Raw genomic sequence first — 14,511 nt, 5'->3', positions numbered from 1 at the left:
CCGATAACCCTTATCTTAATAATCCAGTTAACAGATATTGTCGCCGCCATTAGAATGCTGTGCAATTGCGCAACTACATTTGGCGCAGACCCATTTCCAGGAGTCCCCCGTACATGAGCAACATGAACCACGAGCGTGTCCTCAGTGTTCATCACTGGAACGACACTCTGTTCAGCTTCAAGTGCACCCGCGATCCGGGCCTGCGCTTCGAGAACGGTCAGTTCGTGATGATCGGCCTGCAACAACCCAACGGCCGCCCGCTCATGCGCGCTTACTCCATTGCCAGCCCGAACTGGGAAGAGCATCTGGAGTTCTTCAGCATCAAGGTGCCGGATGGCCCGCTGACTTCCCAATTGCAGCATTTGAAGGAAGGCGACGAGATCATCATCAGCAAAAAACCGACAGGCACCCTGGTGCTTGACGATTTGAAGCCGGGCAAACACCTCTACCTGCTCAGCACCGGTACTGGCCTTGCTCCCTTTATGAGCGTGATCCAGGACCCGGAAACCTACGAGCGCTTCGAAAAAGTGATCCTGTGCCACGGCGTGCGTTACGTCAACGAAGTCGCTTACCGCGAATTCATCACCGAGCACCTGCCGCAGAACGAATTCTTCGGCGAGGCCCTGCGTGACAAGTTGATCTACTACCCGACCGTTACCCGCGAGCCGTTCGAAAACGAAGGCCGCCTGACCGACTTGATGCGCAGCGGCAAGCTGTTCAGCGACATTGGCCTGCCGCCGATCAACCCTGAAGACGACCGCGCCATGCTGTGCGGCAGCCCAAGCATGCTGGACGAAACCAGCGAAGTGTTGAACAGCTTCGGCCTGAAGGTTTCGCCACGGATGCGTGAGCCGGGTGATTACCTGATCGAGCGAGCGTTCGTCGAGAAATAAACACCGATCCAAATAATGTGGGAGCCGGCTTGTGTGGGAGCTGGCTTGCCTGCGATGGCATCACCTCGGTTTAACTAAAGACCGAGGCGTCGGCATCGCAGGCAAGCCAGCTCCTACAAAAAGCAGCTCCCACATTGTTTTTCTGGGTTTATCCAGCCGCAAGCACTTCCAGCACACAAATCACCCCAGCCTCGGGATAGTGCCACCGCACATCCACATCCCAGAACTGCGCGCCATACTCTCGCTCTGGCCCCGGCGTCTGATACGCCGGCCGCGGATCCTGTGCCAGGCACTGATCGATCAACTCCACCAGCGGCTCGCCCAGGCGCTGCGCATGGCCTTGTGCCTGTTGCAGGGCAGTCTTCAGCCACTGCACGGGGATCAGCTGCGGCGCGGCGCTGGCGATGTCGTTGGTGGCCGTGTCGACGATGTCGGCATACGGCACATACGGCTTGATATCCAGCACCGGTGTGCCATCGAGCAGGTCAATGCCGGAAATCCACAGGCGTCCTGGCTCGACTTTGTCCAGCTTAACCACCGACTGGCCGACGCCATTGGGCCGGTGGGTCGCGCGGGTCGCAAACACACCCATGGAGGCGTTGCCGCCCAGGCGCGGAGGGCGCACCTTCAGGCGGGGCTTGTCTTCCAGCGCCTGGTGAAACAGGAACAACAGCCACACGTGACTGACCTGCTCCAGGCCCTGCACCGCCTCACCCCCGTCGAACGGCGCCACCAACTCCAGCACGCCACGGGCGGCCGGCGCCAGCTGCGGCTGGCGTGGGATAGCGAACTTCTCCTTGAAGCAGGAGCGCACGAAGCCGACGGGCGAGACGTGGTAACTCATGGCTTACGCACGCACCCGCAGCGTCAGGCCCTTGAGAAAGTTACGCAGCAACTGGTCGCCACACGGACGGTAGTTGGTGTGGCCGAACTTGCGGAACAGCGCGCTCAGCTCAGGCTTGGACACGGGGAACTCAGCAGCCTTGAGAATGGCGTGCATATCGTCTTCCTTCAGCTCGAAGGCCACGCGCAGCTTCTTGAGGATGATGTTGTTGGTCACCGGCGTTTCGATCGGCTGCGGCGGGCGGCTTTCGTCCTTGCCGCGCTTGAAGATCACCAGGCCATCAAGGAAGTGGGCCATGACTTCATCCGGGCAGAACACGAAGCCTTCTTCCTCGTCCTTCTTGAGGTAGGTCAGCAGGTCGTCCTTGGTCACGTCCATGCCGCCAAGCTTGATGATCTCGACCATCTTGTTGTCGCTGATGTCGAGCATGTAGCGCACGCTGCGCAATACGTCGTTGTGAATCATGGTAGGCAATCCTGGTATTCAACTGAGGGCACCGCCGCCATGGGGCGGTGCCGAGAAAAGGGGCGCGGTTTAGAACTTCTCTTTGCCGGACAGGTAACGCCATTGGCCGACCGGCACTTTGCCGATGGACACGCCGCCAATGCGGATGCGGCGAATGGCGATGACTTTCAGGCCAACTGCTTCGCAGAACAGCGCGATCACGCCTGGCTGCGGGTTTTTCATCGCAAAGCGCAGGCGGTTTTCGTTCTGCCAGCTGGCTTTGACGGCCGGCAGCTCCTTGCCTTTGTAGGTCAGGCCGTGGTTCAGGCGGTTGAGGCCGTGGGCAACCATGTCGCCTTCGACTTCCACCACGTATTCCTGCTCGATCTTGGCGGCATCGGCTGTCAACTTGCGCAGGATCTTCCAGTCTTGTGTGAACACCAGCAGGCCGCTGGCCTTGGCCTGCAGGTCGGCGCTGGCGGTCAGGCGCAGGAAGTGCCCTTTGAGCGGGCGCTTGCCGATGCGGTGTTCTTCCGAGAGCGTTTCGGCGCTGATCGACGCCATGGCCGTTTCGGCATCCACGCCGGCGGGGGCGTGCAGCAGGATGGTCACCGGCTCGGGCGCGGTGGCCTTGGCCTCCGGGTCCAGCTCGACCTTCTGGGTGGTGACTTTGAACTGCGGCTCGTCGATCACTTCACCGTCCACCGAGACCCAGCCGCCTTCGATGAACAGCTCAGCCTCCCGACGGGAGCAACCGACCAGTTCGATAAGGCGTTTGGAGAGGCGTATGGGGTCAGTCATGACAAGGGCCGTAACAAAAGGGGGCGGCTATTGTACCTGCCTGGCGCCGGTTAATCCCGGCCCCATTTCAGTGCTGGCGCTTTTTGTGGGAGCTTGCCGGCGATGGCATCGCCGTGGTGCACCTGATACACCGAGTTGCCTGTATCGCAGGCAAGCCAGCTCCCACATTTGCTTTGCGCGTTGTCAGCCACTGCGCAGGTGTTGTTGCTGGCGCAAACGCAGGTGCAGCAATGGGTAAGGCTGGCCGAGGCCATCATGCTCCGTGCGTCCGATCACTTCAAAACCCTGTTTGAAGTAGAAACCCAGGGCCTGGGGGTTCTGTTCGTTGACGTCCAGTTCGTCGGCATTCAAGTGCTCAATCGCATACCGCAGCAATTGCCGGCCCAGGCCTTCACCGCGGTGCTGCGGGTCGATAAACAGCATCTCGACCTTACCGCATGCTACCCCGGCAAACCCGGTGATGCGTTGGCGCGTGTCCTTGGTGCAGATCAGCATCACGGCGTCCAGGTAGCGGGTCAGCACCAGATTCTTGAGCAGCACAATGTAGCTGTCCGGCAAAAAATCGTGGGTGGCCCGCACCGAGGCTTCCCAGAGGCGCGCCAATTCCGCGTAGTCGCTGATTTTAGGTGTGTGGATAACCGAATGCTGACGCATGCTCGCTGCCCCTTGCCGATAATTGGCGCCAATGGGCAAAACGATAGACCTAAAAAAGCCCCGCATCGTGTCCAGAGGCAGGGCTTTTTCAAATTTTTACATCGATCAGTCGCGCTTTTCAGCCCACAGGTCGTATTCGTCGGCATCGGTCACGGTGCACCAGACCTTGTCACCCGGCTTCAGGCCGCTGGCGTCGTCGATAAACACGTTACCGTCGATTTCCGGAGCATCGAAGAAGCAACGGCCGACGGCGCCTTGCTCGTCGACTTCATCGATCAACACTTCGATTTCCTTGCCGATACGCAGTTGCAGGCGCGCCGAGCTGATGGCCTGCTGGTGCGCCATGAAGCGCTCCCAACGGTCCTGCTTGACGTCATCCGGTACCACGGCCAGGTCCAGCAGGTTGGCCGGGGCGCCTTCAACCGGCGAGTACTGGAAGCAGCCGACGCGGTCGAGTTGGGCTTCGGTCAGCCAGTCCAGCAGGTACTGGAAGTCTTCTTCGGTTTCGCCAGGGAAGCCGACGATGAAGGTCGAACGGATGATCAGCTCCGGGCAGATCTCGCGCCAGTTCTTGATGCGCGCCAGGGTCTTGTCTTCGAAGGCCGGGCGTTTCATGGCCTTGAGCACTTTGGGGCTGGCGTGTTGGAACGGGATGTCCAGGTACGGCAGGATCTTGCCGGCGGCCATCAGCGGGATCAGCTCGTCCACGTGCGGGTACGGGTAAACGTAGTGCAGGCGCACCCACACACCCAGGCTGCTGAGGGCTTCGCACAGCTCGGTCATGCGGGTTTTCACCGGCGCGCCGTTCCAGAAACCGGTGCGGTATTTCACGTCGACGCCGTAGGCGCTGGTGTCCTGGGAGATCACCAGCAGCTCTTTGACGCCGGATTTGACCAGGCGCTGGGCCTCGTCCAGTACGTCACCGACCGGGCGGCTGACCAGCTTGCCGCGCATCGACGGGATGATGCAAAAGCTGCAGCTGTGGTTGCAGCCTTCGGAAATCTTCAAATACGCGTAGTGGCGCGGCGTCAGCTTGATGCCTTGCGGCGGCACCAGGTCGATCAGCGGGTTGTGGTCCTGGCGCGGTGGAACCACTTCGTGCACGGCGTTGACCACCTGCTCGTATTGCTGCGGGCCGGTCACCGCCAGCACACTCGGGTGCACGTTGCGGATATTGCCTTCTTCCACGCCCATGCAGCCGGTCACGATGACCTTGCCGTTTTCCTTGATGGCTTCGCCGATCACTTCCAGCGACTCTGCCTTGGCCGAGTCGATGAAGCCGCAGGTGTTAACCACCACCACGTCGGCGTCCTGGTAAGTGGACACAACGTCATAGCCTTCCATACGCAGTTGCGTGAGGATGCGCTCGGAGTCGACCAGAGCCTTCGGGCAACCCAGGGAAACAAAGCCAACCTTGGGGTTGGCCTTTGCGATGGTGGTGGACATGTCTAACCTCGGTATTGAATGACGCCGCCAGTCGGGCACGACAGGGCTGCGGACGGGCGCTTGGTGCGCCTCTGATCAAAAAGTGCGCAATTCTAGCGACGGGCAGCGCACTTGACCAGCTTTATGCAGGGAAATGCGACGAGTGCTGCGCTATGCTTCGCGCCGTTGCACACGGGTAAAAGCCCGAGGTCAATAAAACGTCTGTTACGAGAAGTAAAACAGCGCATGCTACGGTCAGCTTAGACGCGTTGTTTATAAAAGACCTCAGGTCAAAGGGCAGGAGTGGTTGATGGGTCACGCGAGTAATCAGGCAGCAGGTGCCGAGCAGTCGAACGCCAAACCGATTGGCATGCTGGTGGCAGCGGTCGGGGTGGTTTACGGCGATATCGGGACCAGCCCGCTCTACACCCTTAAAGAGGTGTTCAACGGCGGTTATGGGGTTCAGGTCAACCATGATGGCGTGCTGGGGATCCTGGCGCTGATCTTCTGGTCGCTGATCTGGGTGGTCTCGATCAAGTACATGCTGTTCGTGCTGCGCGCCGACAACCAGGGTGAGGGCGGCATCATGGCGCTCACGGCCCTGGCACGACGGGCGGCGGGGGAGCGCAAGAAGCTGCGCAGTTTCCTGGTGGTCTGTGGCCTGTGCGGGGCAGCGCTGTTCTACGGCGACAGCATGATCACCCCGGCGATTTCCGTCTTGTCGGCCATTGAAGGCTTGGAACTGGCGTTCGATGGCCTGGAAAAATGGGTGGTGCCCATCGCGCTGGTGGTGCTGGTGGCGCTGTTCCTGATCCAGAAACACGGCACAGACCGTATCGGCAAGCTGTTCGGTCCGGTGATGGTGACGTGGTTCCTGGTGCTCGGTGGTCTCGGTGTGTATGGCATCACCCTGCACCCTGAAGTGCTCAACGCGTTGAACCCGATGTGGGGCGTGCGCTTCTTTGAAGCTCACCCAGGCATCGGCGTGGCCATCCTGGGCGCGGTGGTGCTGGCATTGACCGGCGCCGAGGCGCTGTACGCCGACATGGGTCACTTCGGCCGCAAACCCATCGCCCGTGCTTGGTTCATCCTGGTGTTGCCGGCGCTGGTGCTCAACTATTTCGGCCAGGGCGCCATGCTGCTGGGCGACCCGGAGGCCGCGCGCAACCCGTTCTACCTGCTGGCCCCGAGTTGGGCGCTGATCCCGCTGGTGGTGTTGTCGACACTGGCCACAGTGATTGCCTCCCAGGCGGTTATTTCCGGCGCGTTCTCGTTGACCCGCCAGGCGATCCAGCTGGGCTACATCCCGCGCATGCATATCCAGCACACCTCTAGTGCCGAGCAGGGCCAAATCTACATCGGCGCGGTGAACTGGTCGCTGATGGTCGGTGTGATCCTGCTGGTGCTGGGCTTCGAATCCTCCAACGCATTGGCCTCGGCCTACGGCGTGGCGGTGACCGGGACCATGTTGATGACCACCATCCTGGTGTCAGCCGTGATGTTGCTGCTGTGGAAGTGGCCACCGATCCTGGCCGTGCCGGTGTTGGTCTGCTGCCTGTTGGTCGACGGGCTGTATTTTGCCGCCAACGTGCCGAAGATCATCCAGGGCGGCGCCTTCCCGGTCTTGGCGGGGATCGTGCTGTTCGTGCTGATGACCACCTGGAAGCGCGGCAAGCAATTGCTGGTGGAGCGCCTCGACGAAGGTGGCCTGCCGCTGCCGATCTTTATCAGCAGTATCCGTGTGCAGCCGCCCCATCGGGTGCAGGGCACCGCCGTGTTCCTCACCGCTCGCCCGGACGCCGTGCCCCATGCGCTGTTGCACAACCTGCTGCATAACCAGGTGTTGCATGAACAAGTGGTGCTGCTGACCGTGGTCTATGAGGACATCCCCCGCGTCCCGGCCGCACGGCGCTTCGAGGTGGATGCCTACGGCGAAGGCTTCTTCCGCGTGATCCTGCACTTTGGCTTTACCGATGAGCCGGATGTGCCCGAGGCGCTGAAGCTGTGTCACCTCGATGACCTGGACTTCAGCCCGATGCGCACCACCTACTTCCTCAGCCGCGAAACGGTCATCGCGTCTCGAATCAAGGGCATGGCCCGTTGGCGCGAAGCGTTGTTCGCTTTTATGTTGAAGAACGCCAACGGCAACCTGCGCTTCTTCAAACTCCCGGTGAACCGGGTGATCGAGCTGGGCACCCAGGTCGAAATGTAAGACGTTGCAGCACGGGAGCCGGCAACCGGCTCCCGCTTTCCTTTCTGAACCCTGTGCAATCCAGCGTTGTCGACTAGGCTCTAAGCACTGTTTGAATAGTGCCCACAGAACCCAGAAGAGGTGCGCCATGAGTCAACTGCTCGAACCCTACACCCTCCGTCAATTGACCCTGCTCAACCGCATCGCCGTGTCGCCCATGTGCCAGTACTCAAGCGACGATGGCCTGGCCAATGACTGGCACCTGGTGCACCTTGGCAGCCGTGCCGTGGGTGGCGCCGGGCTGATTTTCACCGAAGCCACCGCTGTGACGGCCGATGGCCGCATCACCGCCCAGGACCTTGGCCTGTGGAACGATGAGCAGATTGAACCGCTGCAACGCATCACGCGTTTCATTGCCGCCCAAGGCGCGGTAGCGGGCATTCAACTGGCCCACGCCGGACGCAAGGCCAGCACCCATCGGCCGTGGATCGGCAAGCATGGCAGCGTCAAGCCCGAAGACGGTGGCTGGGTGCCAGTGGGGCCATCGCCCATTGCCTTTGACCCCCAGCACACCCAACCCAAGCAGTTGGACGAGGGACAGATCCAGCAAGTGATCGCCGATTTCGTCGCCGCGGCCAAGCGCGCGTTGACCGCAGGCTTTGAAGTGGTGGAAATCCACGCGGCCCATGGTTACCTGCTGCATCAATTTCTCTCGCCCATCAGCAACCAGCGTCAGGATCAGTACGGTGGCTCGTTTGAAAACCGCATCCGCCTGGTGCTTGAGGTGACCCAGGCAGTGCGTGAGGTCTGGCCCCAGGACCTGCCGCTGTTTGTGCGGGTGTCGGCCACCGACTGGGTGGAAGACGGCTGGAACCCGGATGAAACCGTGGAGCTGGCGCGCCGCCTGAAAGACTTGGGCGTCGACCTGATCGACGTGTCCTCCGGTGGCACCGCCGCCAATGCCGAGATCCCCACCGGCCCCGGCTACCAGACCCGCTTCGCCGAGCGCGTGCGTAAAGAGTCGGGCATCGCCACGGGCACCGTTGGCATGATCACCGAGCCGGCCCAGGCCGAGCACATCCTGCGCACCTGCCAGGCCGATATCATCTTCCTCGCCCGTGAACTGTTGCGTGACCCTTACTGGCCGCTGCATGCCGACGATGACCTGGGCGGGCGCAAGGCCATCTGGCCGGCGCAATATCAGCGCGCCACCCATCGTGACCAACCGATCCATGAGTCTGACTTGAGGGATTGACCCGCAGCACGCTTCACCAAAACCCACCCTGACCGGTGGGTTTTTTTATGGCCGCAAGGTGGGATAGGGCTGTAGGTCTTTGTTACCGCGAAATTTTTTTAAGTGAATACTCTAAAAAAATCCCACAAGTTGCGAGATCGTTTCTACGCTTAGGGTAAGCCTGATTTCTGGCCCAGGAAGTCAGTCGGTTTGCTCACTGAGGCATTGCGCTTCATGGGAGGCGGGTAATGGGCAGCAGGAGTATTTGATGGATATCAGGAGAAGCAGTCCATGGCCAAGTCCTATGGTGTAGTGGGTGTGGTGACGTCGATTCTGGCTCGCCGGGTGTCTTTGCGGGGGCGAAGGCTGAGCACGGATGAAATGGAGTTGTTGGCGCAATACCGCGCCCTGACCGAGAACGATCAGGTGGCGATGCGGTATTTGATTGGGGCGATGAAGAGCGTGTCGCGGTTCTGAGCACTGGCGGGCGCTGGCTTGCCGGTGATGCAAGCACCGCAGTGTGTCAGTCACACCGCAGTGATGCCATCGCTGGCCAGCCAGCGCCTACAAGGTTGCTCAGGTGTACTTGCGCTGGTCCGGTGCCGGCGGGAAGTACTGGTACAGCCAGGTCTCACTCAAGGTGCGGTCCTGGGTGCGGATGAACAGGCGCAGCTCCACCGGCTCCACGCTGTCGCTGGTCGGGTACCAGTCGAACAGGATGCGGTAGCCCTTGATGTTATCCAGCACCAGCACGCTGAAGTCTTTGACTTCGCCGTGGGAACAGGTGACGACCGGTTCGATCCCGGTGCCTGGTGGCAGGCGATCCAGGCCACCGCCCTTGAAGTCCACGGCAAAACGGCGCGCCCAGACTTCAGGGTAGTGCTCACCCGGTGCCCAACCTTCGACAAAGCCGCCCATGCCGGAACGGGTGGCATCGACCTGGGCCAGCGGCGTGCTCACCGGTGGCAGGGCGCTCCAGTACAGCTTGTAGCCGTAGTTGAGCGAGTCGCCGGCGGCCACGGGTTTTTTCGGGGTCCAGAAGGCCACGATGTTATCGAGGGTTTCGCCGGTGGTAGGAATTTCCAGCAGGTCGATCGAGCCTTCCCCCCACGCTGTCGTGGGTTCGACCCACAGGCTTGGGCGCTTGCTGTACCAGTCCACGGTGTCCTGGTAGCTGGCGAATTCGTGGTCGGTCTGCACCAGGCCGAAGCCTTTCGGGTCTTTATCGGCAAACGCGTTGAATTGCAGCTTGGCCGGGTTGTTCAGTGGGCGGCAGATCCACTCGCCGTTGCCGCGCCACATCGCCAGGCGGTCCGAATCGTGGATCTGCGGGTGGATGGTGTCGCACATGCGGCGCTCGTGGGTGCCGCAGCTGAACATGCTGGTCATCGGCGCGATGCCCAGTTGTTCAATGGTGGTGCGCGCATTGATATTGGCGTCGATGGCCATCACCACCTGATTGGCCTGGCAGTCGATGTCGAAGCGGTATGCGCCGGTGGCGCTCGGCGAATCGAGCAGGGCGTAGACCACGAAGCGGGTGGCGTTCTTGTCCGGGGTTTCAAACCAGAACTGCGTGAAGTCAGGAAACTCCTCGCGTTTTTTCGCGTAGGTGTCGATGGCCAGGCCACGGGCAGAAAGGCCGTACTGGCCGGTGGAATCCACCGCGCGGAAGTAGCTGGCGCCGAGAAACGACAGCACGTCATGGCGATCCAGCTCCGGCGCCTTGAACAGCTTGAAGCCGGAAAAACCGAGGTCGCCGGTCAGTTGCTTGGTGTCGACCGTGGTTTTTTCGTAATTGAACAGCGAAGGGCGGAAATGCACTTCACGCGCTTCACGGGTCTTGGGGTCGACGCTGTGCATACGCACCGGCGTCTTGAAACCCATGCCGACGTGGAAGAACTGCACGTCCAACTGCCCGTTCAATTCCTTCCACAGCGAATGGTTGCCGTCGTAGCCGATGGCGTTGAAATTCTGCGGGGTCATGGTCGCCAGGGTCGGCGGCAGTACCTGTTTGGTGTCCTTGTACGCGGTCCCGGCGAGTTGTTTGGCCTGGGCCTTGAGCGTGTCGAAGTCGAACGCCACGGCCTTGCCATCGGCGGCACGGTTCCCGGCCCAGGCCTGGGCGGCGAGCAGGCCGCTGGCCGACAAACCGGTGTAAGCCGCAATGGCCATGGACGCTTTGAGCAAATTCCTGCGGTGCATAGAGACAACCTGTCGTGAGCAAATCCCGCGCCTTTCCTGGCACGTAGCGGATCAGAAATTACGGTTCGGACATGCCTTCGACCAAACGCAACGGACATTAAACAGACGCCGGATAGCTTAAGCGGTTCGATGGCGTAGGAAAATTGATTGATAGCGACGTGATGGCCTAGCAAATGCGACAAGACATTTCCGACTCACAAAAATCCCCTGTTGGAGCCGGCTTGCCGGCGATGGCGTCCGAGAGAACGCTGCAAGGCTCAAGGGCCTCATCGCCGGCAAGCCGGCTCCTACAAGGGTCAGGCGATTTCGCCAACGGCGCGGTACGCCTCATCAATGGCTGCATGCGCATACGCACTCCAGGCCGCATCCGAGTTGGCGATGCTCACATGCCCCACCGGTTTTTTCGCCAGCTTCATCAGCGCTTCGCTTTCATCGGCTTTGTCGAACAAGCTGTTGGAGAAGCTCGCATAACCGTGTGACCAACGGTTGACAGTGATCGCCAGGATATCGCGCTCATGCTCGAAACCACCTGGCCCCAGCATGCGTTGCAACTGGTCGCGCAACTGCGCTTCCAACTGCTCGAACGTCTGCCCATACAACTTGCCGCGCCCGGCGCGGGCCTGGTCGCGGGCGTTCATGCCGCTGTTGGGGCTGGTAGGCACGTAGACCATGTGCAGGCCGATCGGCTGCGTCGGGTCACGCGGGTGGTCATAGCCGCCCATGCTCACCGGGTAGTCCAGCTTGATACGGCTATAAGGCAGGGTCGCCGCGTAAATCTCATGCACGCCGAGCTTTTGGAACGACTGCCAGTTGCGGATCACCACCTTGGTGTACACCAGCGGGTACTTCACATTCTGGCTCAGGGCGTGGGCCTGTGGTGCTGGCACGTCCTTGAGCAGGTATGGAATCATCATGTTGTAGCACGCCAGGATGCAGCGTTTGCCGCTTACCTGTGCGAGTTGTCCGCCACGGCTGTAGCCGATATGCACGCCATCCCCGACATTTCGCACGCTGACCGCCGTGCTGTTCAGGCGCAAGCGTACGGCCGCCTTGGGCTGGTCGAGCTTGGCGTAGTCAAACGCCGCCAGCACGATATCGTCCATGGTGTGCCCCGGTGCCACGCCTGGAATCAGGCTACGCACCAGCAACCGCGCCACTGACGCATTGCCGTCCGGGAAGTGATAGATGTAGGGCTCTTCCATTTCGGCGGCGGCTTCTTCGCTGATCGGTGCCAGGTTCAGCCCGGCAAAACCAGGGAAACCCACGTTGTAGGCATCGGAAGACGCCACCGCATCGATGCTCAGGGCCATGAAGTCATTGGTACGGCTCTGGAAATACTTCACCGCGCCTTCCGATAAACCTACGTTCTTAAGCAGGAAATCACGGTAGCTGGTAGCTGCCAGGTAGTCGGCTTTTTCTTCTGCGGTCTTGCCTGGCAGGTAGTCCTTGGGCGCCGTGTGCAGCTCGATCAGGGCCTGGCGGTCAGCCGGCGGCAGCGGAAAGTCATTGATGAAGTCGCGGATGGCACGCGCGTTGAGCCGGTCTGGCGCGATGTCGTCGGCCACCATCGGCGTGGGGTCGCCGGTCACCAGTTTGTCTTCGCCGAAGTTCTCCTTGTCGAAAAACACCCCTCGCGACAGCCCCAGGTCTGGGTAGAACTGGCGGTCGAAGGCGGTTTCGAAGCGCTTGATGTTCACCCCGAGTTTCTTCAATAGCCCGTTCACTTGCTTGCTGTACAGGTGGTTGGGCGACTGGAACGCCTCGCTGCCACCGTAGCCGATGATCATGCGGCCACCGGCCTGGAATTCATTGCGCTTGGCGTGGCCGCCGAAGTCGTCGTGGTTTTCCAGGATCAGGATCTTTGCCTTGGGATGCTTCTCGCGGTAGAACCATGCCGCCGACAACCCACTCAAGCCGCCGCCCACGACCACCAGGTCATAGTGCTCGGTGACCGGCAGCTTATCGGTGTCGAACACCTTCTTTTCCCAGCCCATCTGGTGCGCCACCTCGAACGAGCCGACATGGCTGCCGCGCAGGCCGGTGAGGGCGGGTGGGTAGTAGCGGCCATCGGGGGCGGCCTGGAGGATCTGCAGCGGAGTCATGCCGGCGGCAATAGTGACAGCGACGCCGTTGAGGAAGTCGCGGCGGGTGATATTCATGGGGGGAACCTAAATTTTATTGTTATAAGACCCCTGTAGGAGCCGGCTTGCCGGCGATGGCGTCCACAAGAGCAACGCATGGCTCACTGGCCTCATCGCCGGCAAGCCGGCTCCTACAGAGGTGGCGCTGGGGTCAGTGCTTGAACATCACATGGCGAACGGTGGTGTAGTCCTCCAGTCCGTACATGGACATGTCCTTGCCATAACCCGACAGTTTCTGACCGCCGTGAGGCATTTCGCTGACGAGCATGAAGTGGGTGTTCACCCAGGTGCAGCCGTATTGCAGGCGCGCGGCCAAGCGATGGGCGCGTCCTACGTCGGCGGTCCACACGGATGACGCCAAGCCGTAGTCCGAATCGTTGGCCCAGCCCAGCACCTGTGCTTCATCGCTGAACTTGGTCACCGATACCACCGGGCCGAACACTTCGCGCCGCACGATTTCGTCGTCCTGCTGCGCGTCGGCCAGCACGGTCGGTTCAAAGAAGAAGCCATTGCCTTCCACCGCCTTGCCACCGGTGACCAGGCGAATGTGCGGCTGTGCCACGGCGCGCTCGACAAACCCGGCCACACGGTCGCGGTGTTGCGCGGTAATCAGCGGGCCCAGCTCGGTCGCCGGATCATCCTGCAGGCCGTACTTGATGCTGGCGACCGCCGCGCCGAGTTTCTCGACAAACGCATCGTAGATATCCGCCTGGGCATAAATCCGGCACGCCGCGGTGCAATCCTGGCCGGCGTTGTAGAAGCCGAAGGTGCGAATGCCTTCCACGGCGGCATCGATATCGGCGTCGTTGAAGATGATCACCGGCGCCTTGCCGCCCAGCTCCATATGCATGCGTTTCACACTGTCGGCGGTGCTGGAGATGATATTCGCGCCCGTGGCAATGGAGCCGGTCAGCGACACCATGCGCACTTTCGGGTGGGTCACCAGCGGGCTGCCCACGGTCGGCCCACGACCGAACACCAGGTTGAGCACACCGGCCGGGAAAATTTCGGCAGCCAGTTCGACCATACGCAACGCGGTCAGTGGGGTTTGTTCCGACGGCTTGAGCACCACGGTATTACCGGCGGCGAGGGCCGGGGCGATTTTCCAGGCGACCATCATCAGTGGGTAGTTCCACGGCGCAATGGAGGCGATCACGCCCACCGGGTCGCGGCGGATCATCGAGGTGTGGCCGGGCAGGTATTCACCGCCCGCCGACCCGCTCATGCAACGGCTGGCGCCGGCAAAGAAGCGGAACACGTCGGCAATCGCCGGGATCTCATCGTTCAGCGCGGCGCTGTAGGGTTTGCCGCAGTTGTCCGATTCCAGCTTGGCCAGCTCTTCGCCGTGGGCTTCGATCACGTCCGCCAGTTTTAGCAGTAGCAGCGAACGATCCTTCGGTGCGGTTTGCGACCAGCCTTCGAAGGCTGCATCGGCAGCACGCACGGCGGCGTCGACCTGGGCTTCGCTGGCTTCCTTGATTTCTACCAGCACGCGGCCGAGGGCCGGGTTGAAGACGGCTTGTGCCGGGCCTTCGCCTTCGACCAGGTGGCCGTTGATCAGCAGTTTGGTTTGCATGGTTCAGCTCTCCTCAAAACGAGTGTTAATTCCCTGAAGAAACCGGCTCTTAATGTGAGAGCGGGCTTGCTCGCGAATACGGTGTGTCAGTCGACGCATGTGTATC

12 protein-coding genes are annotated in these 14,511 nt (G+C 61.1%); 4 read left to right on the top strand and 8 right to left on the bottom strand.

Translation table 11 applies throughout. From position 1 onward, the window contains the following. The first annotated feature begins 113 nt into the window (after positions 1–113). The gene (gene fpr / locus KHP07_RS02430) at positions 114–893 is read left to right on the top strand and encodes a ferredoxin-NADP reductase (protein WP_003189055.1); all 780 of its coding nucleotides are present in this window, start codon (positions 114–116) and stop codon (positions 891–893) included. 148 nt (positions 894–1,041) lie between these two features. Here the strand turns inward: fpr and tsaA are convergent, their stop codons facing one another. The 5 genes from tsaA to rimO all read right to left on the bottom strand — a co-directional run bounded on the left by tsaA (position 1,042) and on the right by rimO (position 5,082). Further along, positions 1,042–1,737: a tRNA (N6-threonylcarbamoyladenosine(37)-N6)-methyltransferase TrmO gene (gene tsaA, locus KHP07_RS02425; protein ID WP_078047151.1), complete on the bottom strand. Its 696-nt coding sequence runs from the start codon at positions 1,735–1,737 to the stop codon at positions 1,042–1,044. Positions 1,738–1,740: 3 nt separating this feature from the next. Beyond that, the gene (locus tag KHP07_RS02420) at positions 1,741–2,202 is read right to left on the bottom strand and encodes a YehS family protein (protein ID WP_010212675.1); all 462 of its coding nucleotides are present in this window, start codon (positions 2,200–2,202) and stop codon (positions 1,741–1,743) included. A gap of 69 nt (positions 2,203–2,271) precedes the next feature. Next, positions 2,272–2,982 (bottom strand): rRNA pseudouridine synthase, encoded by a 711-nt coding sequence (locus tag KHP07_RS02415; protein ID WP_214496540.1) that lies wholly within the window; start codon positions 2,980–2,982, stop codon positions 2,272–2,274. A gap of 183 nt (positions 2,983–3,165) precedes the next feature. Continuing rightward, positions 3,166–3,636, bottom strand: coding sequence for a GNAT family N-acetyltransferase (locus KHP07_RS02410; protein ID WP_099494188.1), 471 nt, complete (start codon positions 3,634–3,636; stop codon positions 3,166–3,168). Between the two features lie 105 nt (positions 3,637–3,741). Beyond that, positions 3,742–5,082, bottom strand: a complete 1,341-nt coding sequence (gene rimO, locus KHP07_RS02405) for a 30S ribosomal protein S12 methylthiotransferase RimO (protein WP_003231334.1) — start codon at positions 5,080–5,082, stop codon at positions 3,742–3,744. 289 nt (positions 5,083–5,371) lie between these two features. Between rimO and KHP07_RS02400 the strand changes: the two genes are divergently transcribed. The 3 genes from KHP07_RS02400 to KHP07_RS02390 all read left to right on the top strand — a co-directional run bounded on the left by KHP07_RS02400 (position 5,372) and on the right by KHP07_RS02390 (position 8,963). Further along, positions 5,372–7,273 carry a potassium transporter Kup gene (locus KHP07_RS02400; protein WP_078047154.1) on the top strand — a complete coding sequence of 634 codons (1,902 nt, stop codon included), beginning with the start codon at positions 5,372–5,374 and terminating at the stop codon, positions 7,271–7,273. Between the two features lie 127 nt (positions 7,274–7,400). Beyond that, positions 7,401–8,507: an NADH:flavin oxidoreductase/NADH oxidase gene (locus tag KHP07_RS02395; RefSeq protein WP_078047155.1), complete on the top strand. Its 1,107-nt coding sequence runs from the start codon at positions 7,401–7,403 to the stop codon at positions 8,505–8,507. Positions 8,508–8,777: 270 nt separating this feature from the next. After that, the gene (locus KHP07_RS02390; protein WP_078047156.1) at positions 8,778–8,963 is read left to right on the top strand and encodes a hypothetical protein; all 186 of its coding nucleotides are present in this window, start codon (positions 8,778–8,780) and stop codon (positions 8,961–8,963) included. 99 nt (positions 8,964–9,062) lie between these two features. Here KHP07_RS02390 and KHP07_RS02385 read toward each other — a convergent pair whose 3' ends face one another. The 3 genes from KHP07_RS02385 to KHP07_RS02375 form a co-directional block, all read right to left on the bottom strand. Further along, positions 9,063–10,688, bottom strand: coding sequence for a glucan biosynthesis protein D (locus KHP07_RS02385; protein WP_078047157.1), 1,626 nt, complete (start codon positions 10,686–10,688; stop codon positions 9,063–9,065). A gap of 296 nt (positions 10,689–10,984) precedes the next feature. Continuing rightward, positions 10,985–12,847, bottom strand: a complete 1,863-nt coding sequence (locus tag KHP07_RS02380; protein ID WP_214496539.1) for a flavin monoamine oxidase family protein — start codon at positions 12,845–12,847, stop codon at positions 10,985–10,987. Between the two features lie 133 nt (positions 12,848–12,980). Further along, positions 12,981–14,405 (bottom strand): gamma-aminobutyraldehyde dehydrogenase, encoded by a 1,425-nt coding sequence (locus KHP07_RS02375; protein ID WP_214496538.1) that lies wholly within the window; start codon positions 14,403–14,405, stop codon positions 12,981–12,983. Between the last annotated feature and the right edge of the window lie 106 nt (positions 14,406–14,511).

Origin of the sequence: Pseudomonas sp. VS40 (assembly GCF_018587885.1) — a bacterium.
GTDB classification, from domain to species: Bacteria; Pseudomonadota; Gammaproteobacteria; order Pseudomonadales; family Pseudomonadaceae; genus Aquipseudomonas; species Aquipseudomonas pergaminensis.
Note: the sequence above shows the minus strand (reverse complement) of the source record. Positions and strands in the feature narration are given on the sequence as shown.

Excerpts from the sequence above, each read along its gene's own strand:
- fpr (WP_003189055.1), top strand. The coding sequence starts at position 114 with ATGAGCAACATGAACCACGAGCGTGTCCTCAGTGTTCATCACTGGAAC.
- KHP07_RS02410 (WP_099494188.1), bottom strand. The coding sequence starts at position 3,636 with ATGCGTCAGCATTCGGTTATCCACACACCTAAAATCAGCGACTACGCG.
- KHP07_RS02420 (WP_010212675.1), bottom strand. The coding sequence starts at position 2,202 with ATGATTCACAACGACGTATTGCGCAGCGTGCGCTACATGCTCGACATC.
- KHP07_RS02375 (WP_214496538.1), bottom strand. The coding sequence starts at position 14,405 with ATGCAAACCAAACTGCTGATCAACGGCCACCTGGTCGAAGGCGAAGGC.
- rimO (WP_003231334.1), bottom strand. The coding sequence starts at position 5,082 with ATGTCCACCACCATCGCAAAGGCCAACCCCAAGGTTGGCTTTGTTTCC.
- KHP07_RS02395 (WP_078047155.1), top strand. The coding sequence starts at position 7,401 with ATGAGTCAACTGCTCGAACCCTACACCCTCCGTCAATTGACCCTGCTC.
- KHP07_RS02390 (WP_078047156.1), top strand. The coding sequence starts at position 8,778 with ATGGCCAAGTCCTATGGTGTAGTGGGTGTGGTGACGTCGATTCTGGCT.
- KHP07_RS02380 (WP_214496539.1), bottom strand. The coding sequence starts at position 12,847 with ATGAATATCACCCGCCGCGACTTCCTCAACGGCGTCGCTGTCACTATT.
- KHP07_RS02385 (WP_078047157.1), bottom strand. The coding sequence starts at position 10,688 with ATGCACCGCAGGAATTTGCTCAAAGCGTCCATGGCCATTGCGGCTTAC.
- tsaA (WP_078047151.1), bottom strand. The coding sequence starts at position 1,737 with ATGAGTTACCACGTCTCGCCCGTCGGCTTCGTGCGCTCCTGCTTCAAG.
- KHP07_RS02415 (WP_214496540.1), bottom strand. The coding sequence starts at position 2,982 with ATGACTGACCCCATACGCCTCTCCAAACGCCTTATCGAACTGGTCGGT.
- KHP07_RS02400 (WP_078047154.1), top strand. The coding sequence starts at position 5,372 with ATGGGTCACGCGAGTAATCAGGCAGCAGGTGCCGAGCAGTCGAACGCC.